The sequence below is a fragment of the Microbacterium alcoholitolerans genome, from assembly GCF_050408615.1.
Lineage (GTDB): Bacteria > Actinomycetota > Actinomycetes > Actinomycetales > Microbacteriaceae > Microbacterium.
Genome location: NZ_JBNTKD010000001.1, coordinates 1 through 26,839 on the forward strand (window position 1 = coordinate 1; position 26,839 = coordinate 26,839).

Consider the following 26,839-nt stretch of genomic DNA (forward strand, 5'->3'; position numbering starts at 1 on the left):
GTTACGGCGGCCATAGCGTGAGGGAAACGCCCGGTCACATTCCGAACCCGGAAGCTAAGCCTCACAGCGCCGATGGTACTGCAGGGGGGACCCTGTGGGAGAGTAGGACACCGCCGGACTTCTCTTAGTAAAATGGCCACCCAAGGTTGGGTGGCCATTTTGCGTTAACAGCAATACAGGGAGTCAGAATGTCAGAAGAGCAGCGAGACCGCCGAAATGATGGCGACGGCGCGCACGACCGACGTTCGGGCTCCGACCGCAAGCCGCGGTACTCGGACTCCTCGTCGCGCGCTCCGCGCCGCGACAACAAGGGAACCGGCCGCGACGGTGAGCGCCGTCCGTACGGTGACCGGAACCAGTCTGGTGAGCGTCGTCCGTATGGTGACCGGAACCAGTCCGGTGAGCGTCGTCCGTACGGTGACCGCAATCAGGGTGGCGAGCGTCGCTCTTATGGTGACCGGAACAACCAGTCTGGTGGGCGTCGTCCGTATGGTGACCGGAACCAGTCCGGTGAGCGCCGGTCATATAGTGACCGGAACAACCAGAGCGGCGAGCGTCGCTCATATGGTGACCGGAACAACCAGTCTGGTGAGTGTCGTCCGTATGGTGACCGGAACCAGGGTGGCAAGCGTCGCCCATATGGCGACCGGAACCAGGGTGGCGAGCGTCGTCCGTATGGTGACCGGAACCAGGCTGGTGAGCGTCGTCCGTATGGTGACCGGAACCAGGCTGGTGAGCGTCGTCCGTATGGTGACCGGAACCAGGGTGGCGAGCGTCGTCCGTATGGTGACCGGAACCAGGGTGGCGAGCGTCGCTCATATGGCGACCGGAACCAGGGCGGTGAGCGTCGCTCATATGGTGACCGGAGTAACCAGAGTGGCGAGCGTCGTCCGTACGGTGACCGGAGCAACCAGAGCGGTGAGCGTCGCACGTATGGTGACCGGCAGCAGGGCGAGCGTCGTCCGTACGGTGACCGGAACAACAGGGGACGTGAGCGGCGTCCCTACGGCGACCGGTCTCAGGGTGACCGTCCGTATCGCGGTGACCGAGACCGGGACCGCGGCGACCGCCGTTCTGACTCCCCGCGCGATTCGTACCGCGATCGCCCGCGTGGCGGCGCCGACCGTCCGGTCAACGAGTACGCGCCCGTGCGCGAGCGCGTCCCGGAGCCGCCACTGCCCGACGAGATCACGGCGAAGGATCTCCACCCGGCCGCTCGCAACGAGCTGAAGACCCTCAGCAAGGAGAACGCCGAACAGGTGGCGCGTCACCTCGCCATGGTCGCTCAGCTCGTCGACGACGACCCTGCCCGCGCGCATGAGCACGCACTTGCGGCATCCCGTCGCGCCGGCCGCGTCGCCGTCGTCCGCGAGACCCTCGCGATCACCGCCTACGGCGTCGGCGACTTCGCGCTCGCGCTGCGCGAGCTGCGCACGTACCGCCGCATCTCCGGCAGCGACGACCAGATCGCCCTCATCGTCGACAGCGAGCGCGGCGTCGGACGCCCCGACCGCGCGCTCGAAGAGGGCCGCGGCGTCGACCGTGCGGCTCTCACCCCCGCCGTGCGGGTCGCGCTTGCGATCGCGATGTCCGGCGCACGCCTCGATCGCGGTGAGACTGAACTCGCTCTCGGCGAGCTCGAGATCCCCGAGCTCGATCCCGACCGCGCGTTCGACTGGAGCCCCGCGCTGTTCTCGGCCCGCGCCGCCGTGCTCGACGACCTCGGGCGCACCGAGGAAGCAGCCTTCTGGACGCAGCGCGCCGAGGTGGCAGCATCCGCCCTCGGACTCGACGGCGAATACGACGAGATCTTCGTCGAGGACGGCCTCGTCGAGGACTTCGAAGACGAGAACGTCGAAGACGAGGACGTCGAAGCCGACGATCAGCCAGCTGACGCCGACACCACCTCCGACACTGGCGCCGAGACCGACTCCGGCGCCGAGCTCGAGTCCGACGCCGCCGAATCCGCCGACCCTGAAGAGGATCCCGATCACTGATGGCTCTGTTCCGCCGCTCGAAGCCGGCATCCACACCGCTGACTGACCGTGACGCACTGCTCGCCGATCTCGATGGCGTCGTCTACGCCGGCCCGGGTGCTCTCCCGCACGCGGTCGAGAGCCTCAACCGCGCCGCGGAGCAGATGCGGCTCGGTTACATCACGAACAACGCCTCACGCACCGATGCGGCCGTCGCGGCGCACCTCACCGAGTTGGGGCTCACCGTCGCGCCGCGGGACGTGGTGACCAGCCCACAGGCGGCGATGCGTCTGCTCGCCACGATGGTGCCCGCGCCCGCGACGATCCTGATCGTCGGGGGAGAGGGCCTCGTCGACGAGACGGAGAAGGCGGGCTACGTCGTCACCCGCAGTGCGGACGACTCCCCGGCCGCCGTCGTGCAGGGCTTCGCGCCCGACGTCGCCTGGACCGACCTCGCGGAGGCCGCCTTCGCCCTGAAGGTCCCCGAGGACGAGGGCGGCATCCCGTGGATCTCGACGAACACCGACTGGACGATCCCGCGCGACCGGGGCGTCGCCCCCGGCAACGGCACGCTCGTCTCGGCGGTGCACACCGCTATCGGACGCCTGTCCACCGTCGCCGGAAAGCCGGAGACGCCGATCTTCGAGGAAGCCGTCGACCGCTTCGGCGCTCGGCGCCCGCTGTTCCTCGGCGACCGGCTCGACACCGACATCTCCGGTTCCGTGCGAGCCGGCATCGACTCCGCGCTGGTGCTCACGGGCATCGACCGGCCCAAGCACGTGCTCGCGGCCCCCAAGGGCTCGCGTCCGGACTACATCCTCGCCGACCTGCGGCAGCTCCATGAGCCCTACCCGCAGACGGTTGAGAAAGACGGGGTGTTCACCGTCAACGGCGCCGCTGTGCGCGTGGTGGAGGCTGACGTGCAGATCCTCTCCGCAGGCTCCGCGCAGATCGATCTGCTGCGCGCCGGCGCGGCCGCGATCTGGGCCACCGGGCTCGCGATCTACGCCTTCCGCGTGCCGGAGCGTCTCTACGCGGACCCTTTCCACAGGCCCTGAGCGTCGCCCCGCCACGCGGACCGCCTCGGGATACAGTGGTCGGATGGAGCATACGCGAGACGAGCCGACTGACGCGCTCTGGAGTCGACTGCGCCTCATCGAAGGACAGCCGCTCGCAGCCCGCGCCGATGCCTACGGCTCGCTGCACGACGAGCTGATGAAGCGACTCGAGAGCGCTCCGCGCACGGATGCACCGCGCGCATCATCCACCGACACTCCCGCGCCGGGCCCTCGATGACCCGCCTCGACGCCGCCCTCGCAGCCCGGGGCCTGGCCCGCTCGCGCACCCACGCGGCGACGCTCATCGCGGGCGGTCTCGTGAGCGTCGACGGCCGTCCGGTGGTGAAGGCGTCCACGTCCGTCACCGATGAGACCCGGATCGCCGTCGACGGTGGCGATCACTACGTCAGCCGAGGCGCGCACAAGCTCATCGCCGCGCTCGACGGCTTCGGCGTCCCGGTCGAAGGGCGACTCGCGCTCGACATGGGCGCGTCGACCGGCGGCTTCACCCAGGTTCTTCTCGAGCGCGGCGCCCGCCGCGTGCTCGCGGTCGACGTCGGGCACGACCAGCTCGCCCCTCAGCTCGCCGCCGATCCCGCGGTCACGTCGGTGGAGGGGTTCAACGTCCGCCACATGACGGCTCACGCACTGGCGGATGCCACGGGCGAGGCCACCAGGCCCGACCTGATCGTCGGCGATCTCTCATTCATCTCGCTCGCGCTGGTGCTGCCCGCCGTGGCCGAGACGGCGGCTCCGCACGCCGACATCCTGCTGCTGGTGAAGCCGCAGTTCGAGGTCGGGCGCACCGCCGTCCGGGGCGGGCTCGTCACCAATCCGACCTCGCGCATCGACGCGATCGAGCGGATGCTGTGGAGCGCGCACGACTCCGGCCTCGGCACCCTCGGCATCCTGCCCTCGCCTCTGCTCGGCACGCACGGCAATGCCGAGTACCTGGCGCATCTCGCGCCCGGCCGGGGCACCGATCCGTCAGAATGGTCGGAGCAGATCGCGCACGTGGCAGGAGGACGATGAACGAGCGCCGCATCCTGGTCGTTGCTCACGCTCGACGAGAGGACACCGTCGCCGCGGCGCTTCGCGTCGTCGAGGCCGTGCGCGACGCCGGTGCGACCGCGGTGCTGCCGGCCCCCGATCGCGACGAGTTCGCCGCAGCCGACCCGCGCTTCGCGGACATCGCGCTGCTCGGCGCCGACGTCGCCCTCGAGGAGATCGAGCTCGCCATCGTGCTCGGCGGCGACGGCACCATCCTGCGCGCAGCAGAGCTCGTGCGCGACTCGGACGCTCCAGTGCTGGGCATCAACATGGGGCACGTCGGCTTCCTTGCCGAGATCGAGCGCGATGACATGGATGCCGCAGTGCACCGCGTCATCGCGCGCGATTACGAGGTCGAGGAGCGGCTCGCGCTGTCGGTCCGGGTGAAGGATGCCGCAGGCTCAGTCGTCTACGAGACCTGGGCGCTCAACGAGGCCACCGTAGAGAAGGCCAGTCGCGAGCGCATGATCGAAGTGGTCATCGAGATCGATGGACGGCCGCTGTCGAGCTTCGGCTGCGACGGCATGGTGGTCTCCACGCCCACCGGATCCACCGCCTACAACTTCTCGGCCGGAGGTCCGGTCATCTGGCCGACCGTCGAGGCGATCGCAGTCGTGCCCCTGTCGGCGCACGCGCTGTTCGCCAAGCCGCTCGTCGTCGGGCCCGAGGCATCCGTCGCGATCGAGATGCTCGACCGCACCGACGGCACGGGCATCCTCTGGTGCGACGGACGCCGCTCCCACGAGCTGCCTCCTGGTGCGCGCGTCGTGGTGCGCCGCTCCGCGCAGCCGGTGCGGCTGGCGCGACTGCATCCGACGGCCTTCACGAACCGCCTGGTGCGCAAATTCCAGCTGCCGGTGGCCGGATGGCGAGGGGCATCGTGATCGACGAGATGCGCATCCGCGGACTCGGCGTCATCGACGACGCCGTGCTGCCGCTCGGCCCGGGATTCACCGCCGTCACCGGCGAGACCGGAGCCGGGAAGACCATGGTCGTCACGGGACTCGGGCTGCTGCTCGGCGCACGCGCCGACACCTCGGCGATCCGTGCGGGCGCGGCGCAGGCATCCGTCGCCGGAGTCTGGCTCGTGCCGGAGCAGGGCACGGTCGCCGACATCGTGACGGATGCCGGAGGCGAGCTCGAGCCGGCCGGCGACGCCGCCGAGCTGTATGTCTCGCGCACCCTCAGCGCAGAAGGACGCAGCCGCGCGAGCGTCGGCGGGCGCCCGGCGCCCGCCGCCGTCCTGTCGTCGCTCGCGCAGGAGCTCGTCGTCGTGCACGGGCAGTCGGAGCAGCTGCGGCTGCGCTCCGCTGCCGCGCAGCGCGACGCCCTCGACCGCTTCGGCGGGCAGCCCATCGCCGACGCCGTCGCCCGCTACGCCGAGCGATTCCGCACCTGGCGTGAGCTGGATGCCGAGATCACCGAGCTCACCGAGAACCGCGACCGCCGTGCGGCCGAGGCCGCGCAGCTGCGGGAGCAGCTCACTGAGATCGAGCAGCTCGAGCCGGAAGCCGGTGAGGACGTCGCGCTGAACGAGCGGGCCGAGCGGCTGGCGAACGCCGAGGAGCTGCGGCTGGCGGCATCCGTCGCCCGCTCCGCGCTCTCGAGCGAAGAGGGCGAGCAGGATGTCGCGGCGCTTCTCGCCGAGGCGCGCCGCGCGCTGGAGCGGGTCGCCGACGCGCAGCTGACCGAGATATCCGAGAGCATCACCGACCTCGGCTACCGCGCCGCCGATCTCGCCCTGCAGCTGTCCGGCTACCTGGCCGACCTCGACGAGTCAGGCCCGCACGAACTGGCCGCCGTCGAGGAGCGCCGCGCGGCGATCGGCGGACTGATCCGGCAGCACGGCTCGCTGGAAGAGGCCCTCGAGGTGTGGCGCACTGGATCGCTGCGTCTGGCCGAGCTCGACGACGACGGCGACCGCATCGAGCGGCTGAGAGCCGAGGCCGAGCAGGCCCGCACAGCGCTGGATGACGCCGCCGCCACGCTCACCGAGGCACGCACCGAGGCAGCAACCCGACTCTCCGACGCCGTCACCGAAGAGCTGCACGCCTTGGCCATGCCGGATGCTCGGCTGGAGGTGCAGGTGTCGACGGGTGCGGAGTCCGCGCACGGACGCGACGAGGTCGCCATCCTGCTCGCCGCGCATCCCGGCGCCGAGCCGCGCTCGGTCTCACGGGGCGCATCCGGCGGCGAGCTGTCGCGCGTGATGCTCGCGATCGAGGTCGTCATCGCCGGAACGGATCCGGTCCCGACGTTCGTCTTCGACGAGGTGGATGCCGGCATCGGCGGCGCAGCGGCGATCGAGGTCGGCCGCCGGCTTGCGCAGCTGGCGCGCACCTCCCAGGTCATCGCCGTCACGCATCTCGCCCAGGTGGCGGCATTCGCCACGAACCATCTCTCCGTCGTGAAGGCCAGCGACGGCGCCGTCACCGCTTCGAGCGTCACCAGACTCGAGGGCGAGCAGCGCGAGGCCGAGATGGCGCGACTGCTCTCCGGACTCGCGGATTCCGACGCCGCACTCACCCACGCCCGCGAGCTCCTGAGCCTCGGCTCGAGCGCGACCTGTTAGGATCGAAGCCCGTGATGAACTCTTCCAGCGCGGGGCACGCGAACGGCACCCAGTCCACGACGAAGCACATCTTCGTGACAGGCGGTGTCGTTTCCTCTTTGGGCAAGGGCCTCACGGCGGCAAGCCTCGGCAACCTGCTCACCGCCCGCGGTCTGCGCGTCGTGATGCAGAAGCTGGACCCGTACCTGAACGTCGATCCGGGCACCATGAACCCGTTCGAGCACGGCGAGGTCTTCGTCACGGACGACGGTGCGGAGACCGATCTCGACATCGGCCACTACGAGCGCTTCCTCGACATCAACCTGACGCAGTCGGCTAACGTCACCACCGGCCAGATCTACTCGCAGGTGATCGCCCGTGAGCGCCGCGGAGACTACCTCGGCGCCACCGTGCAGGTCATCCCGCACATCACCGATGAGATCAAGCGCCGCATGCGACTGCAGGCCACCGAAGAGCCCCGCCCCGACGTGATCATCACCGAGGTCGGCGGAACCGTCGGCGACATCGAGTCGCAGCCCTTCCTCGAGTCGGCGCGCCAGCTGCGGCACGAGCTCGGCCGCGACAGCGTGTTCTTCGTGCACGTCTCGCTCGTGCCGTTCATGGGCGCCTCCGGCGAGCAGAAGACCAAGCCCACCCAGCACTCGGTCGCCGCCCTTCGACAGGTCGGCATCCAGCCCGACGCGCTCGTGTTGCGCAGCGACCGTCCGGTCAGCGCGAGCAACCGCAACAAGATCGCGCTGATGTGCGACGTCGACAACGAGGGCGTCATCAACACGGTCGACCTGCCCAGCATCTACGACATCCCCTCGACGCTGAACGAGCAGGGACTCGACGCGTACATCATCCGCCGCCTCGGCCTCGACCAGAAGGCCGGCGAGGTCGACTGGTCGCGCTGGAACCGGGTGCTGCACGCGGTGCACAACCCCAAGCTCGAGGTCACCATCGGCCTGGTGGGCAAGTACATCGACCTGCCGGACGCATACCTGTCGGTGACCGAGGCGCTCAAGGCCGGCGGCTTCGCCCAGGAGACCAAGGTCAACGTCCGCTGGGTGACGTCCGACTCGTGCGAGACGCCTGAGGGCGCGGCGAAGGAGCTCGGCGACCTCGACGCCATCTGCGTGCCCGGCGGCTTCGGCATCCGCGGCATCGAGGGCAAGGTCGGCGCGCTGAAGTTCGCGCGCGAGCAGGGCATCCCGGCACTCGGCCTGTGCCTCGGCCTGCAGATGATGGTCGTCGAGTACGCGCGCCACGTCGCCGGCATCGACGGCGCCTCGTCCACCGAGTTCGACCCTGACACCGCTGAGCCGGTCATCGCCACGATGGCGGAGCAGGTCGAGATCCTCGACGGCGGCGACCTGGGCGGCACCATGCGACTCGGCCTGTACGAGGCCGCGCTGGCCGAGGGCTCGCTCGCGCGCGAGCTGTACGAGTCCGAGACGGCATCCGAGCGTCACCGCCACCGCTACGAGGTCAACAACGCCTACCGCGAGCAGCTCGCCGACGCGGGCCTGGTGTTCTCGGGTGTGAATCCCGACCTCGACCTGGTCGAGTACGTGGAGCTGTCGCGCGACGTGCACCCGTTCTACATCGCCACGCAGGCGCACCCCGAGCTGCGCTCGCGTCCGACCACACCGCACCCGCTGTTCCGCGGCCTGGTCGGCGCCGCCATCGAGCGCCACCGCGCCAGCGAGCTGTTCAGCGAAGATGACTGATCCCCATGCCCACTCCAGCCGCCGCTGACGCGTCGCCCGGAGCCTCCGGGCACGGGGCCCCTTCCGGCGGAGACAAGTCTTTGGATCCCGCCGACGAGCCACTAGGGGACGAGCCGTTCGAGCCGGAGGTGCTCAGCAGCGACGTCGTCTACAACGGCTGGGTGTGGGACGTGCGCTCCGACCGGGTGGCGTACGGTGACGGCGAGATCATCCGCGAGTACGTGGCGCACACCGGCGCTGTCGCGGTCGTCGCGATCGACGAGCAGGAGCGCGTGCTGCTGATCCAGCAGTACCGGCATCCGATCCGCCACCGCGATTGGGAACTGCCCGCCGGGCTGCTCGATGTGCCGGGGGAGGACCCGCTGCTCGCGGCGCAGCGCGAGCTCGCCGAAGAGGCCGACATCATCGCCGACCACTGGGAGCACCTCGTCTCGTCGTGGACCACCCCCGGCGGAAACGACGAGATGATCCACGTGTACCTCGCCACCGGCATCTCGGTTGCGGAGGCCGCTCACGCCCGCGAGGCCGAAGAGGCGGACATCCGCGTCGAGTGGGTGCCGCTGGCAGAGGCGGCGGATGCCGTGCTCGAGGGCCGCATGCACAACGGCATCCTCTCGATCGGCGTGCTCGCCGCAGAGCGGCGACTGCGCGCGAGAGGCTGACGTGCTGATCGATCGGGCGCTGGACACGTACCTCCGCCACGTCACGATCGAGCGAGGCCTGTCCGAGCACACGATCGCCGCGTACCGCCGCGACCTCTCGGGATACGTCGAATGGCTCGCCGCCCGAGGGATCACCGAGACGGGTGGGATCAGCGCCGCGATCGTCTCGGAGTTCATTGCGGAGCGCTCGAGCGCGGCGCCCGCTCCGGCGGCGACGAGCCTCGCCCGGCTGCAGTCATCCGTGCGGGGGTGGCATCGCTTCCTCGCGCGAGAGGGCGTCGAGCAGGACGACCCGTCCGCTCGCCTTCGGCCCCCGAAGACGCCGCAGCGGCTGCCGAAGGCTCTGACGATCGACCAGGTCGAGCGGCTGCTCGCGGCACCGTCGGCGGACGAGCCGCTGGGAATCCGGGATCGTGCCCTGCTGGAGCTGCTGTACGCCACCGGCGCGCGCGTCTCGGAGGCGGTCGCGCTCGATGTCGACGACCTCGCTCACGGCGATGTGCTGCGCCTGCGCGGCAAGGGCGACAAGGAGCGCATCGTGCCGATCGGCTCGTACGCGCGGGCGGCGGTCGACGCCTACCTGACGCGCGTGCGGCCCGCGCTGGCGGCGAAGGGCAGGGCGAGCGCCCGCGCATTCCTCGGGGCCCGCGGCGCCCCGCTGTCGCGGCAGAGCGCGTGGCTGGTGATCACGTCGGCCGCGGAACGGGCGCAGATCACCGCCGACGTCTCGCCGCACACGCTGCGGCACTCGTTCGCGACCCACCTGCTGCAGGGCGGCGCCGACGTGCGCGTCGTGCAGGAGCTGCTCGGGCATGCATCCGTCGCCACCACGCAGATCTACACCCATGTGTCTGTCGACACCCTGCGCGACATCTACGCCACATCCCACCCGCGGGCCCGCTGAGGCCCGCCGCCGGCGGTGGCGCACCCGCGCCGCGTGCCGAGATGGTGCACACCCGCCCTGCCGATACAATCGACCAAGCACGGAAGGCGGAAACGGTGACGGAGAAGGCGACGAAGTCCAGGTCGAAGACGGCCAAGGGTGACGACACACCCATCGGACCGACCGGTCGTCCCTACCGGGGATTCCCCACTCCGGCCACCCTGGAATCGCACGGCCCCGCGCGGATCATCGCGCTGTGCAACCAGAAGGGCGGCGTCGGCAAGACGACCACCGCGATCAACCTGGCCGCCTCGCTCGCGGAGTACGGACGCAGGGTGCTCGCCGTCGACTTCGACCCGCAGGGCGCGCTGTCGGCCGGCCTCGGCATCCCCACCCATGACGTTCCCACCGTGTACGACCTGCTGCTGGACACCAAACGCGACGCGCACGAGGTGATCGTGGCATCCGCGGTCGAGAACCTCGACGTGTTGCCGGCCAACATAGATCTGTCGGCCGCCGAGGTGCATCTGGTCAACGAAGTCGCCCGCGAGACGATCCTGGCGCGCGTGCTGCGCCAGGTCGCCGGCGAGTACGACGTCATCCTCATCGACTGCCAGCCGTCGCTGGGGCTGCTCACCGTCAACGCGCTGACGGCCGCACACGGCGTGGTCATCCCGCTGGAATGCGAGTTCTTCGCGCTGCGCGGTGTCGCACTGCTGATCGAGACCATCGACAAGGTGCGCGACCGGTTGAACCCGTCGATCACGCTCGACGGCCTGCTGGCGACGATGTACGACCCCCGCACGCTGCACTCTCGTGAGGTGCTGGAGCGCGTCGTCGAGGCCTTCGGCGACGACGTGCTCGAGACCGTCATCGGGCGCACCGTGAAGTTCCCCGACGCGTCGGTGTCGGGTGTGCCCATCACCGAGTTCGCGCCCGAGCACGCCGCAGCCCAGGCCTACCTGCGACTGGCGCGGGAGCTGGTCGCCCGTGGCGCCGTCGCCTGAGGTCGAGCCCGCGGAAGGAACCGCTGAGAGCGGGTTCCGCATCTCGCTGTCGAACTTCGACGGCCCCTTCGATCTGCTGCTGAACCTCATCTCGAAGCACGAGCTCGACATCACCGAGGTGTCGCTGAGCAAGGTCACCAACGAGTTCATCGCCTACCTGAAGGATCTCGACGGCGATGAGGAGCTCGATCAGGCATCCGAGTTCCTCGTCGTGGCCGCGACCCTGCTGGATATGAAGGTGGCGGGGCTGCTCCCGCAGGGCGAGCTGGTGGATGCCGAAGCGGTCGCCCTGCTCGAGGCCCGGGATCTGCTGTTCGCCCGGCTGCTGCAGTACCGCGCGTTCAAGGAGGTCTCGACGTGGTTCTCTCGCTGCCTGCAGCGCGAGGACCGGCGTCACGTCCGCGCGGTGCCGCTCGATGAGAAGCACCGCCGAAAGACTCCCGAGCTGGTCTGGTCGCTGAGCGCAGAGGACTTCGCCGCCCTGGCGCTGCTCGCTTTCGCGCCCAAGGAGATCCCGAGCGTCGGCCTCGACCACCTGCACGCGCCGCTGGTCAGCATCCGCGAACAGGCGGCCGTCGTCGTCACACTGCTGCGCAGCACCGAGTCGCTGACGTTCCGCGAGCTGGTCTCGGGGATCAGCGAGCCCGGCATCGTCGTGGCGCGCTTCATCTCGGTGCTCGAGCTGTACCGCCACGCCGCGCTGTCGTTCGAGCAGCTCGAGCCGCTCGGCGAGCTGACGCTGCGGTGGTCCGCCGAGAGCTGGTCGGATGAGCAGCTCGCGACGCTTGGAGCCGACTATGACCGCTGAGCCGAGTACGACTGCTGAAGGAGTCACGATGGATGACGAGGCCGTGCATGACGAGGCCGTGGATGACGGGCCTGTGCTCGAGGCGCCGCTGGCCGAGCGGGTCGAGGCGATCCTGCTGATCATCGACGAGCCGATCGCACTCGTCGCCCTGGCCGCGGCGGTGCACGCGCCCGTACCCGCGGTGCGGCAGACGCTGGAATCGCTCGTGGAGGACTACGACGGGCGCGGCGCCGGACCGCGGCGCGGCTTCGAGCTGCGGGAGGTCGGCGGCGGCTGGCGGCTCTACGTGCGCGAGGATCAGGACGACCTCGTCGCCGAGTTCATCGGCGGGCAGGCGCCCGCACGGCTGTCGCAGGCGGCGCTGGAGACGCTCGCCGTGATCGCGTACAAGCAGCCGGTCACCCGCGGTCAGGTGGCATCCATCCGCGCCGTGAACGTCGACTCGGTGGTGCGCACTCTGCTCGCACGCGGGCTGATCACCGAGCTGTTCGCCGACTCCGAGACCGGCGCCATCAACTACGGCACCACCGACGCGCTGCTCGAGCATCTCGGCATCAACTCGATCGACGAGCTTCCGCCGATCTCACCCCTCCTCGACGACGGCGCCGACGGATTTGACGAAGGAGCACTGCGATGAGCGACGGAATGAACCAGGGAGCTGCCCCCGAGGGCATCCGGCTGCAGAAGGTGCTCTCGGGCGCCGGCGTCGCCTCGCGTCGCGTGATCGAGCAGTACATCGTCGAGGGGCGCATCCGCGTCAACGGCCGCACGATCACCGAACTCGGCACCCGCATCGACCCCGAGAACGACCTCATCGACGTCGACGGCACCGCCGTGCAGCTCGACGTGTCGAAGCGCTACGTCATGCTCAACAAGCCGACCGGCGTGGTCAGCACGATGAAGGACGAGAGCGGCCGACCGGACCTGCGCCGCTTCACCGAGGACTGGGACGAGCGACTGTACAACGTCGGACGGCTGGACGCCGAGACCAGCGGCCTGCTGATCCTCACCAACGACGGCGACCTCGCGCACGTGCTCGCGCACCCCTCGTTCGGGGTGACCAAGGTGTACATCGCGAAGGTCGAGGGTCTCGTCACGGCGCAGACGATCTCGACGCTCATCAAGGGCATCGAGCTCGAGGACGGGCCCATCAAGGCCGACAAGGCGCGGCTGCTGGACGCGTCCCGGGGCTCGAGCCTGGTCGAGTTGACGCTGCACTCCGGCCGCAACCGGATCGTGCGCCGGATGATGGCGGCGGTGGGGCATCCGGTCGAGGAGCTCGTGCGTCGCCAGTTCGGCCCGCTGCACCTGGGAACGCTCCCGGTCGGGAAGACCCGCGAGCTGACTAAAATCGAACGAGGTGCGCTGCTGACCCTGTCGCGCCGGGATTCCCAGGAGAACGAGTGAGCGATTCCATCGGCGTGCGCGCGACGCAGGTCGCTGCGCGACTCCAGGGGACCGTTCGCGTCGTCGGTGCCGGCCTGCTCGGCTCGAGCATCGGACACGCCCTGCGCGCCAAGGGTCTCGACGTCGTGCTCGCCGACGCCTCGCCGTCACAGCTGCGGCTCGCCATAGACTACGGCGCCGGTCGCCCCGCCCGCGAGGGCGATCAGCCGTCGCTGGTCGTCGTCGCCGTCCCGCCGGATGTCGTCGCCGACGTCATCCAGGCGGAGCTGGATGCATATCCGGATGCCGTCGTCACCGACGTCGCGAGTGTGAAGCTGCAGCCGTTCGACGAGCTGCGTGCGCGCGGCGTCGACCTGACCCGCTACATCGGCTCGCACCCGCTGGCCGGGCGCGAGCGCGGCGGGGCGATCTCGGCCCGCGCCGACCTGTTCATCGGCCGACCCTGGGTGGTCTGCCGCGATGGCGAGACCCGGGCATCCGATCTTGCGCTCGTCGAGGCGCTCGCGCTCGAGGTCGGTGCGATGCCACTGGAGATGACGCCCGAGGAGCACGACCGCGCGGTCGCGCTGACCTCGCACGTGCCGCAGGTGGTCGCGAGCCTGCTCGCCGCGCGCCTCGCCGAGGCCGACGAGGGCGCGCTGCGCCTCGCCGGGCAGGGCGTGCGCGACACCACGCGCATCGCTGCGTCTGCTCCCGAGCTGTGGGTGCAGATCCTCGGCGCGAACGCCGAGCCCGTCGTCGAGGTGCTCGACGCACTCGCCGCGGACCTCAAGGCCGTCTCGGATGCCATGCGGGCGCCCGATGCGCCCGGCTCGCGTCGGACGGTGGCGGATGCCATCCGCCAGGGCAACGAGGGAGTCGAGCGACTGCCCGGGAAGCACGGGCAGAACAAGCGATTCGAGACGCTGGTCGTCATGGTCGACGACACCCCCGGCCAGCTGGGCCGCCTGTTCGGCGAGCTCGGGGAGCTGGGCGTCAACGTGGAGGACCTGCGCCTGGAGCATTCTCCGGGCGCCCAGTTCGGTCTCGCCGAGATCAGCGTGGCGCCCGCGGCGCTGCGCGGGGCGGTCGAGGGGCTGGAAGAGCGCGGCTGGCGGATAGCGGGGAACACCAATGACTGATGCGCAGAAGGTCGTCGCGATCGACGGACCGGCAGGCTCCGGCAAGTCCAGCGTCTCGAAGGAGATCGCCCGCCGGCGCGGCTACGGCTACCTCGACACGGGGGCGGCGTACCGCGCGCTGGCCTGGCACGTGCTCGATCGAGGGGCGGATACGGACGACGCCGATGCCGTCCGCGCTGCGGCATCCGACTTCCCGTTCACGCAGGGACTCGACCCCGACGATCGGCTGGTGCGCGTCGGCGAGAACGATGTGACCGCGGCGATCCGCGAGCCGCGCGTCTCTGCCGCGGTGAGCGGCGTCGCCCGCGTTCCGGAGGTGCGCATCCAGGTGAACGAGCTGTTCCGCAGCATCGTCGCCGAGTCCGACTACCCGGCGGTCGTCGTCGAGGGTCGTGACATCACCACCGTCGTCGCACCGGATGCCCCGGTGCGCATCCTGCTGACCGCAGCTCCCGAGGTGCGCGCCGCGCGCCGCGCGGGTGAACTGGCCGGCGAGAACGCCGCTGCCGTCGCGGAGGCGCTGCACAAGCGCGACGCGTCCGACAGCAGCGTCGTCGACTTCCTCAACGCCGCGCCCGGCGTCGACGTCGTCGATTCGACAGAACTTGACTTCGCGCAGACCATCGACGCCGTACTCGCGGTGATCGACCGGTCGCGCGATGCTGACAGAGGAGCGTGAACATGGCTGACGAAGAAGAATACGAAGGCGCCCCCGACCATCTCGCCGAGAAGCTGGCCGAGATCGACGAGCAGGACGCCGAGCACCGCGCCGGTGTGATGCGCGCCACGCTGACCGATTACGAGCTCGAAGAGGACGACGCCGAGCTGCTGGCCGGTCTCGAGTTCGGCGTGGATGCGATCGAGTACTCGCCGGCGCTGCCGGTCGTCGCGATCGTCGGACGGCCGAACGTCGGCAAGTCCGCGCTGGTGAATCGCATCCTGGGTCGCCGCGAGGCGGTCGTGGAGGACACCCCGGGTGTCACGCGCGACCGCGTCACGTACAAGGCCGAGTGGATGGATCGCCGATTCTCGCTGGTAGACACGGGCGGATGGGAGCCGGATGCCAAGGGCATCGACCGCTCCGTCGCAGCGCAGGCCGAGATCGCGATCGATCTGTCGGACCTCGTGCTGTTCGTCGTCGACGCGAAGGTGGGGGCGACCTCGACCGACGAGTACGTCGTGAAGCTGCTGCGCAAGAGCGGGAAGCCGGTGTTCCTCGTCGCGAACAAGATCGACGACGCCCGTCAGGAGCCCGAGGCCGCGGCCCTGTGGAACCTTGGCCTCGGTGAGCCGCACCCGGTGTCGGCGATCCACGGGCGCGGCGTCGCCGACCTGCTGGACCTGGTCATGGCGAAACTGCCCGAGGTCTCGGCGGTCGCCAAGGCCGAGATCGGCGGGCCCCGTCGCGTGGCCATCCTCGGTCGGCCGAACGTGGGCAAGTCCTCGCTGCTGAACAAGGCGGCGGGGGAGGAGCGCGTCGTCGTCAACGACCTCGCCGGCACCACGCGCGACCCGGTCGACGAGATCGTCGAGATGGGCGGCAAGATGTGGCGGCTGGTCGACACCGCCGGCATCCGCCGTCGCGTGCACCTGCAGCAGGGCGCCGACTTCTACGCGTCGCTGCGCACCTCGGCGGCGCTGGAGAAGGCCGAGGTCGCCGTCGTCGTCCTCGATGTCAGCCAGCCGATCAGCGTCCAGGACCTGAACATCATCGACATGGTGCTCGAGTCGGGCCGCGCGCTCGTGCTCGCGTTCAACAAGTGGGATCGTCTGTCCGACGACGACATGGAGAACGCCGACCGTCGCCGATACCTGGAGCGCGAGATCGAGCAGGATCTGGCTCACGTCGCGTGGGCTCCGCGCGTCAACATCTCGGCGAAGACCGGTCGTCACCTCGACAAGCTGGTGCCGGCGCTGGAGCTCGCGCTGGAGAACTGGGATCGCCGCATCCCCACCGGCAAGTTCAACGCGTTCATCACCGAACTCGTCGCCGCGCACCCGCACCCGCTGCGCGGTGGCAAGCAGCCGCGCATCCTGTTCGGCACGCAGGCTTCGACGCGTCCGCCGACGTTCGTGCTGTTCACGACCGGATTCCTCGACCCCGGCTACCGCCGGTTCGTGCAGCGTCGCCTGCGCGAGCTGTACGACTTCCAGGGCACCCCGATCGTCATCAACATGCGCGTGCGGGAGCGGCGCAAGCGCTAGCCCTCGAACCTCGAGTCCTCGGGCACAATGGAGGTGGATGCCGCAACCCGCGGCGTCCACCGCACATTGCCCAAAAGGCCCGCTTGATTCGAGGACGCGATGACGCACACCCTGCCCCTGCCCGATTTCAGCCACGAGCGCGTGGAGGTGATGACGGGGCCGCGCAGCGGACTGTTCATCGCCGTGGCGCTGCATTCGTCCGTGCTGGGCTCCGCGCTCGGCGGCGCACGGCTGTGGACGTACCCGCACTGGAGCGACGCACTCGGTGACGCGCTGCGTCTGTCGGCCGCGATGACGCTGAAGAACGCGGCGGCGGGGCTGGATGCCGGTGGCGGCAAGTCGGTGATCTGCCTGCCTCCGGGTACGGCGCTGGACGCCGAGCAGCGCCGCGCCGCTTTCCTCGATCTCGGGGACGCGGTGGAGTTGATGGGCGGGCTGTATCGCACGGCGGAGGACGTCGGCTCGACGACCGACGACATGCTGACGGTCAGCGAGCGCACCGCGCACGTGGTGGGTCTGCCGTCGACCGTCGGCGGCTCGGGCGAGCCGGCCGGACCCACGAGCGTCGGCGTGTACGCCTCGCTGCGCGCGGTGCTGGAGCGGGTGGCTGGATCGTCGGATGCCAGGGATCGGCACATCGTCATCTCGGGCCTGGGCCAGGTCGGAGGGCGCCTGGCGTCGCGGCTGGCTGAGGATGGCGCGCGGCTGACGGTGACCGACATCAATCCATCGCGCCGCGAGTTCGCAGATTCGATCGGCGCGACCTGGGTGGAGCCGGGCGGCGAGCACCTGATCACGGGCGATGTGTTCGTGCCCGCCGGGATCGGCGGCATCCTGACCGATGACGTCATCGACGCGCTCGATGTGAAGGCCGTCTGCGGGCCGGCGAACAACCCGCTGGCGGAGCACTCGGGCGCGCAGCGCCTCGCGGATCGCGGAATCCTGTACGCGCCGGACTTCGTGGTGAACGCGGGCGGTGTGATCTACCTCGATCTCGAGGCCAAGCAGATCGGCACGAGCGATGAGATCATGGCGCGCGTCGCAGGGATCGGCGACACCGTGGGCGGCATCCTCGACGACGCGAGTGCTCGCGGTGTGACTCCGCTGCAGGCCGCCGAGGAGCTCGCGGCGTCGCGTCTGCGCGCGGGAGCGGATGCCGGAGTGCGCTGACAGTTCTGCCGTCGACGCGTCTTCTCGCGTTTTTCTCGGTGAGCCGCCGGTTCGCTTTTCGGTGCGCTTTTCGTGCGCCGTCGACGCGGGACGTGAAAGGGTGGAGGGGTGAGTATCGTCCCTCCCGCTCCTGGTGAGCCGCGTCGTCCGCTCGGTCCGCGTGACAGCGGTGACGCGTGGGTCGTCGCCGATTCGGGTGAGAAGTACTGGGGCCGCTACGGTGCGGCCGGGCTGCTCGCCGTGGATCCGGAGCGTGGCGTGCTGCTGCAGCATCGTGTCTCGTGGAGCCACTTCGGCGGCACCTGGGGGCTGCCAGGTGGCGCGCTGCATGAAGGCGAGTCGTCGCTGGATGGCGCGCTGCGCGAAGCGCAGGAGGAGGCCGGGGTTCCGGACGATTCGGTGCGGGCGAGGTTCGCCCGCGTGCTGGATCTGAAGATCTGGTCGTACACGACGGTCGTGGCGGATGTCATCGTGCCGTTCGAGCCGGTGATCAGCGACCCCGAGAGCGTCGCACTGGAGTGGGTGCCGATCGATGAGGTCGCGCAGCGTCCGCTGCATCCCGGACTCGCCGCGGCGTGGCCCGAGCTGCAGGCGCTGTTCGCGGTGCGTCCGGCGGTCGTCGTAGACGCCGCCAACGTCGTCGGCTCGGTGCCGGACGGCTGGTGGAAGGATCGCGCGGGCGCGGCCGAGCGGCTGCGAGATCGACTCTCGACGTGGGCGCGCGGAGGTGTCGCGGGGTCGGACTTCGGTCTGGACGCGGATCGCTGGTTCCCGCGGGTGACGGTGGTCGTCGAGGGTGCGGCGCGCTCGATGTCGGATGCCCGAGGCGATGCTTCAGACCGCAGCGAGGTGACCATCGTCCGCGCCGAAGGGCATGGCGATGACGCGATCGTCGACGAGGCGAAGCGCCTGGTCGCGGAGGGGCAGGCGCCCGTCGTCGTCACGAGCGATCGTGAACTGCGCAGTCGCGCCGACGAGGCTGGAGCGCGCACCGAGTCGGCGGGCTGGCTGCTGGACCTGCTGCGAGAAGTGAGCGACTGACCGTCCCGAAACGGCATCGCTGATTTCGGCGCGTGCGCGCTCAGAGAGGTTGCGCTGACGTCGGCGTCTGGGTCAGTCCCGTCCGCGCAGGCGATCGATGTCTCGGCGCTCGCGCTTCGTCGGACGACCAGCCCCACGGTCGCGCACCGCGAGCATCGCCGTGGGTTCGCGAGGTGGCGTGCGGTCCGCGTATGCCGTGACCGCGACGGGTGCGCCGACACGCTTCGCGAGCGTCTTCTGCACAACGAGGATCCGGTCGAAACCGGAGATCCGCACTCGGACTTCATCTCCCGGCTTGACCGTCTGCGCGGCCTTGGTCCGCTCGCCGTTCACCCGTACATGCCCCGCACGGCATGCGGTCGTCGCGGCGGACCTCGTCTTGTAGATCCGGACGGCCCACAGCCAGCTGTCGATGCGCACCGGCTTCACGGAGCCCGGCGCCGTGGCATCCGTCATCTCTTCTCTTTCCTTCGCAGCGCCTGGATCGCACCCGCGATGATCAGGCCCTGGCCCAGTGTGTAGGTGAGCATGACCGCCGGGCTGGTCCAGGCGGGCATCCCGTCGAGGAACAGCCGGAACGCGAGGATCGAGTCGCTCGCGAGGAAGAATGCGCCGCCGAGTGTGATCACGATGTTGCCGCGCGCCGACGTCGCGGCGGTGCCGGCGAGCACCAGCCCGTAGGCGGCGACGGCGAAGAACAGGCCGCCGGTGTGCGGGCCGAGGAAGACCAGCATCCCGAACCACCACACGACGTAGATGAGCGTCCACCAGGGCATCCGGCGCACCGGCGTGAAACGCAGGAACAGCACGATGTAGGCGATGTGCGCGAGGCCGAAGAAGAGCATCATCAGGGGGAGCTCGGGTCCACCCGGGAAGAACGTGCCCGCCCCGTCGCCGAGCCACGAGAACAGCAGTGCCACCAGCAGCAGGGCGATGGTGATGCGCGGGCGGAGTCGCGGCGCGGCGGCGAGCACCGGCACGGCGAGGAGCGGCATCAGCATCAGTTTGGTGGGCGCCGCAACGGGGCTCTGCATCGCGAGGGCGACGACGTGGATGATCGAGAGGATGACATAAGGTGCCCAGACGGCAAGATCGAGAGGGCGGATGCTGCGCTGCATCCCTCCATCGTATTCAGGACTCGACGGTGACCTCGGCCACGCCGCCCTCGGTGTCGATGTGGACTGCCGGCCAGTAGCCGTCGGGGAAGTGCTCGCCGCATGAATCGGTGAAGTGCAGGACCGTCTCGTCGGTGGTCGTCTCGATCGCGTCGAGCTGCAGGTCTGCGGCGCCCTCGTCGAGGTCACCGGCGGTGGGTTCGCCGTCGCTGAAGTGGGTGATGATGGCATTCGTCGCTCGACGTCGGATGCTGTCGAGCTCGGCGATGACCGCGCGTGCGCGGGGGAGGAGCCGCTCGATGGTGGCGGGGTCGGAGCCGTCGATCATCAGTTCGACTTCGTGATCGCCGACGCCCAAGCTGCCCGCGTACCAGTCGTGGGTGACCGTGTCGCCGTCGTCGAGCGTCGTCTCGGCGCGCGTCAGTGGGCCGAGCTGCGGGTCTTCGATGATCGGATGCACGGTGCTCATAGCGTCACCGTAGCGCGCAGGCGGCGGGGGATCAGTCGCTGAGCGGGCGCGTCACGAGGACGCGACCGCCGGAGATCGCAGGGCCCCGCTCGAAGCCCGCGGTCAGGAAGGTCGAGACCGCTCCGTGGAACAGGTCGTTCACACGGTGCATGCCGCGCGTGGTGTCGACCGGATACGCCTCGAGCATCCGGGCGCCGGAATCGCGAGCGTACTGGATCGCGGACTGCAGCAGCTTCGCGTTCAGTCCCTTGCCGCGGTGCTCTCGGCGGACAACGAAGCAGGTGACTGCCCACACGGAGTCGTCGTCGAGTGGCTCGGTGGTCGCGGCGGTGATGGATCGCGTGTGCACGATGCGCAGCTGGTCGGTGCGGGGTCCGACGCGGATCCATCCGGCGGCTTCGCCGTCGATGTAGGCGATGAGTCCGGGTGGGGGACCGGTGGCGATCTCGTCGTGGAGCATGTTGCTTCTCTCGTCGAAGTTCGTCGCCTGCCAGTCCTTGTTGCGCACGATGGGCCAGATGCACTGGCAGCTGCGCCCGTCGCCGCCGCCGGAGAGGGAGTGCTGCACGTCGTCCCACCGGGTGATGGTGGCCGGTTCCGTCGTGATCGTCGCCATGGGCCGCAAGGCTACGCCGAGGCACCGACATCGGCAACGGTGTGCGGGCGGATTCGGGCGCGCCACGCCCGAGCGAGCTGGTTCGCGAGCGCTGTTCGGGTCGGCTAGGATAGTGGAGTTGCCCGCGCGAAAGCGTGGTCGTCCACGGGCTGTGGCGCAGCTTGGTAGCGCACTTGACTGGGGGTCAAGGGGTCGCAGGTTCAAATCCTGTCAGCCCGACGTAAACGCCAAAGGGTCGATCCGCCAGGATCGGCCCTTTGGCGTTTACTCGCGTTCGTAAAGCGGGGCCACGCAGCGCCGAGAGGCTCCGCGCGCCGCGCTTCGCTGGAGGGCGAGCCGATCTCGGTGACGGGCGGCGCGTGGAGGGCGCTGTGGGGACGCAGCCCGACCGAGAGGTCCCGGAAACTCAAGGTTTCCGGGACTTTCTAGTTGGTGAGATGTGATCCGGCCATCGGAAACCCATCACTTTGACGCGCTCACGGCCCGCTGGGGCCGCCGCGCTCCGGTAGGGGAGCGACCGTGCCGGTTGCTCCCGGTTCGTGGGTGGGAGCAGGACGCACCTGTTCGGTATGGACACCGAACACAGCCCTACCGGCAACCCCTGGGGCTTGGAGCCGCTGCTGTCACAACGTCCCACGCTGCTAGCTGCACAGCCAGTCTCAATCCTGTCTTGGGAGCTGCACAGCAGTACGCATCAGCCTTGAGCTGCCTGCACGAGCGCGGTGAGCGCCGCGCCCGCTACGCCACCAAGTAGCGAGGCTCCGAGCACGGTCATAAGTTCAATCGACCGGGACTGACGAGCGCCAAGCATCTCGGCCACTGACTTCACGTGATCCGTGTAGTTCTGATTGGAGCCCTCCCGCTCCCAAAGATCACCGAAGGCGCTCGCTGCGTCCTCGCTGCCCGCCCATCTGTCCGCAGCGAACGCCTCTACACGCTGCCGCTCGACATCAGCGGCGAGGACTTCCAGCATGAGGTCGTTCACGTCAGTGCCGCCTCGAAACAGTCGCTTCGACCAGGCGCGGAAGCTGCGCGAGCGATGCGCCTCCACGAGATCTTCCAACGCGAACTCGATGAAGCGTCGATGGCTGCGCAGCAGAGTGGTCTGCGACACCAAGTCGTAGTATCGCCCCACTGGCTCCTCAAGCGTGCGCTTCACAGCCTCGTAAGCGTCTGCTGTGGTCGCAATCTCGACAGTCTTCTGGAGTGTGAACGCGGCGAACTCGTACCTCACAGCATCGTGGCGGGTGACTTCCAACGGCTGTTCTGCGCCCTCTTTGGGCGGGCCGACCGCGCACTGCGTCCACATCGGGCTCGGCCCCATGAAGACGAACCGGATGGGGCTGTTGGCGTTCACGCGCTGCTCGAACTCGGAGCGCAGGAATTCACGGACGATGGCAACGCCGATAGCCGGGTCATCGGTGCGCTCGACGCTTCGCACGAACGCCACCGGCATGCCATCGCCGTACCAGATATCGACCTCGAACACGGTGCCCTTGTACGACTCTGCGAGGGGCAGCACTGACTGTTGGACGTGCTGCGGGATGGTGACCGTGAAGCGGATACGTCCCGACGACGGGTGAGGCTTCAGGTCTCCACCCTCATGCCGTCCCCCATCAGTCGAGTCCTCGCGCATCATCAGGGCGAAGTTGTCGCACCACGTCGGTTTGTGGTCGCCTCGGACGTAGCGGAACCCTTCGAGCGTGATGTTATCGAGACTAGGGAGCATCTTTAGCGCTGCTTCAACGTCTTCAGCCCACCGATACACGTTGTAGGAGCCCTTGCGGTTCTGCATCAGCAACAGGTCCTCGCCGGGAGCTTCGAACGAGTAGCAGCCAATGCCGAACCAGATGGGCGAGTCTTTGGGCACAGTCACGATGACGATCGTATCCTTCAACACCTGCCGCGCTCGGTCAGGTGCTCCCGGCTAAGCGCCCGCCCAGCTTGCCGCCCGCGAGGCGGTCCGCGCGGGCATGGACCAACAGGGCGTGCCGCGAGGTCGCTCCGGCGCGTCCAGTGAATGAGGTTCGTTCTCGAGGAGGAACGCCAGAAAGCGGCGTCCGCGGTCGGTGGTCTGCGAGTTGAACTGCCCGCGTTCGCTTCGGACGGTGTTGAGGTCGAAAACTCCGAGCATCATGTCCCGCTGTAGTTCTTCGATGGCATCGCGCACAGCAGGAGCCAATCGAGGATCGAAACCGAGAGCGGCAGAAAGCGGCTCCGCGATAGCGCCACCCACGATGCGTTCATGGGCTGCGCTCAGTCCGTGAGCGTCGAGCCACTCGATCGGACTAGAGAAGAAACTCAAGAGCCAGATGTGCAGATCTTCGTAACGCTCGACGTATTGCCAGAAGCTGCTGCGCTCGTGAGCAGACAGTGTTTGGGCGGTGATTGTGTTTGCCACTGCCGCGACGAGGCGGTTCCGCTTGAGTGCGCTTGTTGTCTCGGCAGCAACTCGCTGCCCGCGGGCCAGGGCGGCGAGAAAGTCGTCGGAGGCAATGACGTCACCGACAGTGAGCGACGAATCCGCTTGCCGCCGCAGTTCAGTGATCACCGCGTGATCAAACTCCGAGCGACGCTCTCGGTCGCGCGTGGCGAGTGCGTGGTCAAGGGCACGGGCGCCCATCGGTCCGACAATAGGAATTGCGTCGAGAGCGATCCCTGCAACCGTGATGAGCGCCTCCGACGCGGGTTCGTGCGGAGGTATGAGCGGCTCGAGGTTGCTAACAGATTCTGGCATGCCGCGGATCTTACTGAGGGTGCGCGGCATCGGAGTCTGTGAGCGCCTTCCGATCGAGTATGCCGCCCGTGGGCCGGTCGATTAGCGTGCGCAATGACGCTCGCGTACGGTACTGACCGTGAGCGAAGAAGCAGAGGCGGGCCGGGACCGGGTTCGCCGGGTGATGGGCCTACAGCCGGGTCAACGCGTCGTCAAAGTGACCAGTGGAGGTCCTCCGGCCCTGATACTTGCCGACCTCGCGAGCCTTCGAAGAGACTTTGAGATGGCGCACCAGTTCATCTCGACGTTCGCGGGGCTTCCCAGGAGCGAAGTCGAGCCGGGCTCGCCCCACCAGGCGCTGTGGATAGCAGCGGTAGCCATGTACGGTCGCGCATTCAGCACCACGGGTTTGCGACACTCAGCGAGAGCTTCAGCCGCACTCTACGACGCTGACGACCGCTTAGCCCACGACTATCTGATCGCGATGCGAAACAAGTACATCGCGCATTCGGTGAACGCGTTCGAGCAGGCGGTGGTGCTCGCGATAATCAGCGGTGAGACTGACGGGGAACTTTGCGTCGAGGGAGTGGGGACGCAGCACGCGAGTCTCGCGCGGCTCTCTCGTGCGCGTGCGTTGCAGATGGTAAGGATGTGCGAGTCGCAGATGGAGGACATCGATTCGCGCCTCGCCGAGGCGCAGACCGCGGTCGCATCTGAGCTGAGCGAGCGCGGGACCGAGTACTTGATGGGCCTCGAGGAGCTTGGGATGGTGACAGTTGACGAGACGGCAGTGAACCGGAGCCGCTCACCTCGCTCCTGAGGAAGATCTCGGCCCTCGGGAAGGGAGCCGCGCACCGGTTACCTGGACGAATGACGGTCCCGATAGGGTCAACATGTGTGAGGGCACGAGCGCGAAGCCAGGCGTTGAGCTTTGCCTGCGCTCACCTGCGTGATCTCGCGCCAGCTGACTCGGACGACGCGCGTGCCAGAGCCACCGCACCGCCTACATCCGAGTGGGTAGTACGTTTTACAGCACGCCGTCGAGGAATTCCGAGTGCTGCGGCACCTGGCCCGGCCTCAGCGTTGCCATGATCTCAGAGTGCTCTGACGCCAGCCCGGGCGAACGCTTCGCCCGTGACGCGGCGTCAGTAGATCGATCAATCAGCCACTGGGTTGGTGGGCCCGATGAGTCGTGCGCCGCTTCGAGGTACTGGTGCAGGCTCGCATCTTCGATCGACATCCACCATGGTGACTCCAGGACTCTGTGGGGGTCGGGGCGCCTTGATCGATATGCTGAGTCCCTGAACGTCGCAACGATTGGCACTCGCTTTAGGTCATCGTCGTCGAGTAGCAGGCAGCGAGTCGCGATCATGTACCCCTCGACATAGCTGGCGTCAAAATAGCGCCGCCGCTCGACGGCGGTGACGAAGTGGTGCCCGTACGAGTGAACGACCTCCTCTACGGCCCGCGGATCTGAGTAGACCCCCCGATGCTTTAGGAGGCGCATTCTCCCCAACGCGGCAAGCATCCCGTCTTGATACGACTGTGTGAAGGCACCAAGGGTGCCTTTCTGGGTTAGGAGTACCTCCGATGCGGTGTGAGCGTCGAGGATCACTCGATGTAGCCATTCCGCTCGCGCGAGCCGCACATCTGGGACATGTTGGCCCGTCGCTTCGAGATCCTTTTTTAGGAGGTGAGCGAAGTGGCCGCCATCGGTCTTGAGGTGGGTCAACTCGATGGTCGGCGAAACTGCCGGATCGACTGGTGTGACGAGGTAGGCACGCCGCCGGAGCCGCCCCATCCGTTCGATCACGTTGTGGTAGATATTCTGAAAGTCGGAGTCCGAGAGGGAGTATCCAACGAACACGATGGTCCGCGTGGACAGGTAGTCACGCAGCTTCGCTCCCATCACTGACTGTGCAAGATCCGCCTCGCGCCTCCGATAGTCGTCGGACGTGGCGACGATGCTCGATAGGTTCGAGATCGAGCCGTGGAGCTTCATCACACGCCGCCCGGGGACGTCAAAGAAGGCGAAGTCCTCATCCAGGACGAACGGCCGCGCGCCGGAGAACCGCTCGAAGAAGTCATCCCAGTTCGTCGTGAATATGGCATCTAGTTGCGAAATGGTTGCGATCTCTTGATGAAACGCGGTGGTGTGATTCTGTAGCGACTGAAACGTCGAAACGTAATCGAGCCGCTCGAGCAGGGTGCGGATCAACTCGCCGCGCCCGAACTGATCCTCGAAGTCCTGCATCACTGCGGGAAACGGATCACCTGATGCGGTCTCCCGCAACCTAGCCTCGATTTCTTCGTAGAACGTTTCCGGGAAGAGTCCTGGCTTCTCAGTGCTGATGCCAGCGCCCGCGAACACCACAAGCTCTCTGCGACGGGCCGCTTCAACGAGGTCATCAGGCAGGTCGACGGCGTAGTGACTACCACAAACGGCGCAACCTTCATGGAACGGAGCGGATGCAAGCGACACGATGGAGCCATTCGGCTAGGAGTGAAGAGGACTATCTATCCATACCTCATATTCCGTTCGGGAGGAGAGGGTCAGCCTGGCCCGTTTGTACGTCGCTCGACGAGATCGTGTCGGAGGACATTCGCTCGGCAGCGCTCTACTCGCGGGATGATTCGCTCACTCACCTGGTGGCTGATGCCGCGCCGTAGCGGCACGCTCGTCAAACGGCGCGAAGCAACCTTCTGGACAAAAGATGCAGCTGGCCGCCCCGCCCTAATGACGGTGGCTGAGCGTGCGCGGAATCGCGTCGTGAGCCCTGGGCTGTCATTGCACGGACAGAACGAGTCGTGCGTGGCGTCTAGTGCACGTATGCACCGCTCGATGCTTTGCGCGATAGCGGCTCCCTATGAGCCCGGCCACCGACGCTTCGTCGGGTCGAGGCTTCCAAACGCGCTGAGGCGTCTGTCAACCTCCTGAACCCGAACGAGTCCACGCAGCTTGAGATCGTGCGCGCCGGCCACCGACTAGTGATCCGCTACTCGATCCGGATCCCGCTCGAGCCCGTCAATTGTTCTTGGCGCGAGTCCGAGGCTCGACTCATCAGAAACCCACCGAAATTACCCGCCACGACCCGCCACCAACCGGCTACACTCGTACTAAGCGAACCGCCCGGTTCCCTGTAAACACAAGGGAATCCGCGAGTTCTCGAGTCGATCGGCGGTGAACCTGCGACCCCTTGGAGGATCCGGTCGTTTTCCGGTCTTCAAATCCTGTCAGCCCTGCGTTTAGT

General features: G+C 68.2%; 26 protein-coding genes, 1 tRNA gene and 1 rRNA gene. 21 read left to right on the top strand and 7 right to left on the bottom strand.

The features are described 5' to 3' along the window. Positions 1–2 precede the first annotated feature (2 nt). The 19 genes from rrf to ACQUSX_RS00095 all read left to right on the top strand — a co-directional run bounded on the left by rrf (position 3) and on the right by ACQUSX_RS00095 (position 18,672). A 5S ribosomal RNA gene (gene rrf / locus ACQUSX_RS00005) occupies positions 3–119 on the top strand. Positions 120–1,148: 1,029 nt separating this feature from the next. Further along, the gene (locus ACQUSX_RS00010) at positions 1,149–1,997 is read left to right on the top strand and encodes a hypothetical protein (protein ID WP_428929940.1); all 849 of its coding nucleotides are present in this window, start codon (positions 1,149–1,151) and stop codon (positions 1,995–1,997) included. Then, positions 1,997–3,034, top strand: coding sequence for an HAD-IIA family hydrolase (locus tag ACQUSX_RS00015; RefSeq protein WP_428904933.1), 1,038 nt, complete (start codon positions 1,997–1,999; stop codon positions 3,032–3,034). The genes ACQUSX_RS00010 and ACQUSX_RS00015 overlap by 1 nt, the downstream gene beginning before the upstream one ends. Before the next feature lie 43 nt (positions 3,035–3,077). After that, positions 3,078–3,272 carry a hypothetical protein gene (locus ACQUSX_RS00020; protein WP_428904934.1) on the top strand — a complete coding sequence of 65 codons (195 nt, stop codon included), beginning with the start codon at positions 3,078–3,080 and terminating at the stop codon, positions 3,270–3,272. Beyond that, on the top strand, positions 3,269–4,066 hold the full coding sequence (locus ACQUSX_RS00025; RefSeq protein ID WP_428904935.1) for a TlyA family RNA methyltransferase: 798 nt from the start codon (positions 3,269–3,271) through the stop codon (positions 4,064–4,066). Before ACQUSX_RS00020 ends, ACQUSX_RS00025 begins: the two co-directional genes overlap by 4 nt. Then, positions 4,063–4,968, top strand: coding sequence for an NAD kinase (locus tag ACQUSX_RS00030; protein ID WP_428904936.1), 906 nt, complete (start codon positions 4,063–4,065; stop codon positions 4,966–4,968). Before ACQUSX_RS00025 ends, ACQUSX_RS00030 begins: the two co-directional genes overlap by 4 nt. Continuing rightward, positions 4,950–6,656, top strand: a complete 1,707-nt coding sequence (recN, locus tag ACQUSX_RS00035) for a DNA repair protein RecN (protein ID WP_428904937.1) — start codon at positions 4,950–4,952, stop codon at positions 6,654–6,656. Before ACQUSX_RS00030 ends, recN begins: the two co-directional genes overlap by 19 nt. A gap of 14 nt (positions 6,657–6,670) precedes the next feature. After that, positions 6,671–8,368 carry a CTP synthase gene (gene pyrG, locus ACQUSX_RS00040; protein ID WP_428904938.1) on the top strand — a complete coding sequence of 566 codons (1,698 nt, stop codon included), beginning with the start codon at positions 6,671–6,673 and terminating at the stop codon, positions 8,366–8,368. Between the two features lie 5 nt (positions 8,369–8,373). After that, positions 8,374–9,030: an NUDIX domain-containing protein gene (locus ACQUSX_RS00045; RefSeq protein WP_428904939.1), complete on the top strand. Its 657-nt coding sequence runs from the start codon at positions 8,374–8,376 to the stop codon at positions 9,028–9,030. 1 nt (position 9,031) lies between these two features. Then, complete coding sequence (gene xerD, locus ACQUSX_RS00050; RefSeq protein WP_428904940.1) at positions 9,032–9,934, top strand: site-specific tyrosine recombinase XerD; 903 nt, start codon at positions 9,032–9,034, stop codon at positions 9,932–9,934. A 95-nt stretch (positions 9,935–10,029) separates the two neighbouring features. Beyond that, a complete protein-coding gene (locus ACQUSX_RS00055; protein WP_428904941.1) occupies positions 10,030–10,920 on the top strand; it encodes a ParA family protein in 891 nt (296 codons plus the stop codon). Continuing rightward, the gene (locus ACQUSX_RS00060) at positions 10,904–11,728 is read left to right on the top strand and encodes a segregation and condensation protein A (RefSeq protein WP_428904942.1); all 825 of its coding nucleotides are present in this window, start codon (positions 10,904–10,906) and stop codon (positions 11,726–11,728) included. Before ACQUSX_RS00055 ends, ACQUSX_RS00060 begins: the two co-directional genes overlap by 17 nt. Positions 11,729–11,756: 28 nt before the next feature. Next, entirely contained in the window at positions 11,757–12,365 is a 609-nt protein-coding gene (scpB, locus tag ACQUSX_RS00065) for an SMC-Scp complex subunit ScpB (protein WP_428904943.1), read from the top strand. Further along, positions 12,362–13,135, top strand: coding sequence for a pseudouridine synthase (locus ACQUSX_RS00070; RefSeq protein WP_428904944.1), 774 nt, complete (start codon positions 12,362–12,364; stop codon positions 13,133–13,135). The genes scpB and ACQUSX_RS00070 overlap by 4 nt, the downstream gene beginning before the upstream one ends. Beyond that, positions 13,132–14,256, top strand: coding sequence for a prephenate dehydrogenase (locus ACQUSX_RS00075; RefSeq protein WP_428904945.1), 1,125 nt, complete (start codon positions 13,132–13,134; stop codon positions 14,254–14,256). Before ACQUSX_RS00070 ends, ACQUSX_RS00075 begins: the two co-directional genes overlap by 4 nt. Next, on the top strand, positions 14,249–14,935 hold the full coding sequence (cmk, locus tag ACQUSX_RS00080; RefSeq protein WP_428904946.1) for a (d)CMP kinase: 687 nt from the start codon (positions 14,249–14,251) through the stop codon (positions 14,933–14,935). Before ACQUSX_RS00075 ends, cmk begins: the two co-directional genes overlap by 8 nt. A gap of 2 nt (positions 14,936–14,937) precedes the next feature. Beyond that, complete coding sequence (gene der, locus ACQUSX_RS00085; protein WP_428904947.1) at positions 14,938–16,461, top strand: ribosome biogenesis GTPase Der; 1,524 nt, start codon at positions 14,938–14,940, stop codon at positions 16,459–16,461. A 99-nt stretch (positions 16,462–16,560) separates the two neighbouring features. Then, positions 16,561–17,631, top strand: a complete 1,071-nt coding sequence (locus tag ACQUSX_RS00090; RefSeq protein ID WP_428904948.1) for a Glu/Leu/Phe/Val dehydrogenase family protein — start codon at positions 16,561–16,563, stop codon at positions 17,629–17,631. Between the two features lie 108 nt (positions 17,632–17,739). Then, positions 17,740–18,672, top strand: coding sequence for an NUDIX domain-containing protein (locus tag ACQUSX_RS00095; RefSeq protein ID WP_428904949.1), 933 nt, complete (start codon positions 17,740–17,742; stop codon positions 18,670–18,672). Positions 18,673–18,744: 72 nt separating this feature from the next. On the opposite strand, the gene ACQUSX_RS00100 is transcribed toward ACQUSX_RS00095, so the two are convergent. Genes ACQUSX_RS00100 through ACQUSX_RS00115 form a run of 4 tightly spaced genes read right to left on the bottom strand, consistent with a single transcriptional unit; the run spans position 18,745 to position 20,872 of the window. Further along, positions 18,745–19,128: an RNA-binding S4 domain-containing protein gene (locus tag ACQUSX_RS00100; protein WP_428904950.1), complete on the bottom strand. Its 384-nt coding sequence runs from the start codon at positions 19,126–19,128 to the stop codon at positions 18,745–18,747. Further along, positions 19,125–19,790, bottom strand: a complete 666-nt coding sequence (locus ACQUSX_RS00105; protein ID WP_428904951.1) for a lysoplasmalogenase — start codon at positions 19,788–19,790, stop codon at positions 19,125–19,127. Before ACQUSX_RS00105 ends, ACQUSX_RS00100 begins: the two co-directional genes overlap by 4 nt. Positions 19,791–19,803: 13 nt before the next feature. After that, positions 19,804–20,256: a hypothetical protein gene (locus ACQUSX_RS00110; RefSeq protein WP_428904952.1), complete on the bottom strand. Its 453-nt coding sequence runs from the start codon at positions 20,254–20,256 to the stop codon at positions 19,804–19,806. Between the two features lie 31 nt (positions 20,257–20,287). Beyond that, positions 20,288–20,872 (bottom strand): GNAT family N-acetyltransferase, encoded by a 585-nt coding sequence (locus tag ACQUSX_RS00115; protein ID WP_428904953.1) that lies wholly within the window; start codon positions 20,870–20,872, stop codon positions 20,288–20,290. A 145-nt stretch (positions 20,873–21,017) separates the two neighbouring features. Here ACQUSX_RS00115 and ACQUSX_RS00120 point away from each other — a divergent pair. Continuing rightward, positions 21,018–21,091: transfer RNA gene (locus ACQUSX_RS00120), tRNA-Pro, on the top strand. A 475-nt stretch (positions 21,092–21,566) separates the two neighbouring features. On the opposite strand, the gene ACQUSX_RS00125 is transcribed toward ACQUSX_RS00120, so the two are convergent. After that, positions 21,567–22,748 (bottom strand): hypothetical protein, encoded by a 1,182-nt coding sequence (locus ACQUSX_RS00125; RefSeq protein WP_428904954.1) that lies wholly within the window; start codon positions 22,746–22,748, stop codon positions 21,567–21,569. A gap of 51 nt (positions 22,749–22,799) precedes the next feature. Further along, a complete protein-coding gene (locus tag ACQUSX_RS00130) occupies positions 22,800–23,639 on the bottom strand; it encodes a hypothetical protein (protein WP_428904955.1) in 840 nt (279 codons plus the stop codon). Positions 23,640–23,727: 88 nt separating this feature from the next. Between ACQUSX_RS00130 and ACQUSX_RS00135 the strand changes: the two genes are divergently transcribed. Continuing rightward, positions 23,728–24,408, top strand: a complete 681-nt coding sequence (locus ACQUSX_RS00135; protein ID WP_428904956.1) for a hypothetical protein — start codon at positions 23,728–23,730, stop codon at positions 24,406–24,408. 207 nt (positions 24,409–24,615) lie between these two features. Here ACQUSX_RS00135 and ACQUSX_RS00140 read toward each other — a convergent pair whose 3' ends face one another. Beyond that, entirely contained in the window at positions 24,616–26,070 is a 1,455-nt protein-coding gene (locus ACQUSX_RS00140; protein WP_428904957.1) for an SIR2 family protein, read from the bottom strand. Between the last annotated feature and the right edge of the window lie 769 nt (positions 26,071–26,839).

Excerpts from the sequence above, each read along its gene's own strand:
- cmk (WP_428904946.1), top strand. The coding sequence starts at position 14,249 with ATGACTGATGCGCAGAAGGTCGTCGCGATCGACGGACCGGCAGGCTCC.
- ACQUSX_RS00045 (WP_428904939.1), top strand. The coding sequence starts at position 8,374 with ATGCCCACTCCAGCCGCCGCTGACGCGTCGCCCGGAGCCTCCGGGCAC.
- ACQUSX_RS00110 (WP_428904952.1), bottom strand. The coding sequence starts at position 20,256 with ATGAGCACCGTGCATCCGATCATCGAAGACCCGCAGCTCGGCCCACTG.
- ACQUSX_RS00115 (WP_428904953.1), bottom strand. The coding sequence starts at position 20,872 with ATGGCGACGATCACGACGGAACCGGCCACCATCACCCGGTGGGACGAC.
- ACQUSX_RS00025 (WP_428904935.1), top strand. The coding sequence starts at position 3,269 with ATGACCCGCCTCGACGCCGCCCTCGCAGCCCGGGGCCTGGCCCGCTCG.
- ACQUSX_RS00020 (WP_428904934.1), top strand. The coding sequence starts at position 3,078 with ATGGAGCATACGCGAGACGAGCCGACTGACGCGCTCTGGAGTCGACTG.
- der (WP_428904947.1), top strand. The coding sequence starts at position 14,938 with ATGGCTGACGAAGAAGAATACGAAGGCGCCCCCGACCATCTCGCCGAG.
- ACQUSX_RS00030 (WP_428904936.1), top strand. The coding sequence starts at position 4,063 with ATGAACGAGCGCCGCATCCTGGTCGTTGCTCACGCTCGACGAGAGGAC.
- scpB (WP_428904943.1), top strand. The coding sequence starts at position 11,757 with ATGGATGACGAGGCCGTGCATGACGAGGCCGTGGATGACGGGCCTGTG.
- ACQUSX_RS00100 (WP_428904950.1), bottom strand. The coding sequence starts at position 19,128 with ATGACGGATGCCACGGCGCCGGGCTCCGTGAAGCCGGTGCGCATCGAC.
- ACQUSX_RS00130 (WP_428904955.1), bottom strand. The coding sequence starts at position 23,639 with ATGCCGCGCACCCTCAGTAAGATCCGCGGCATGCCAGAATCTGTTAGC.
- recN (WP_428904937.1), top strand. The coding sequence starts at position 4,950 with ATGGCGAGGGGCATCGTGATCGACGAGATGCGCATCCGCGGACTCGGC.
- ACQUSX_RS00090 (WP_428904948.1), top strand. The coding sequence starts at position 16,561 with ATGACGCACACCCTGCCCCTGCCCGATTTCAGCCACGAGCGCGTGGAG.
- ACQUSX_RS00105 (WP_428904951.1), bottom strand. The coding sequence starts at position 19,790 with ATGCAGCGCAGCATCCGCCCTCTCGATCTTGCCGTCTGGGCACCTTAT.
- pyrG (WP_428904938.1), top strand. The coding sequence starts at position 6,671 with ATGAACTCTTCCAGCGCGGGGCACGCGAACGGCACCCAGTCCACGACG.
- ACQUSX_RS00015 (WP_428904933.1), top strand. The coding sequence starts at position 1,997 with ATGGCTCTGTTCCGCCGCTCGAAGCCGGCATCCACACCGCTGACTGAC.
- ACQUSX_RS00070 (WP_428904944.1), top strand. The coding sequence starts at position 12,362 with ATGAGCGACGGAATGAACCAGGGAGCTGCCCCCGAGGGCATCCGGCTG.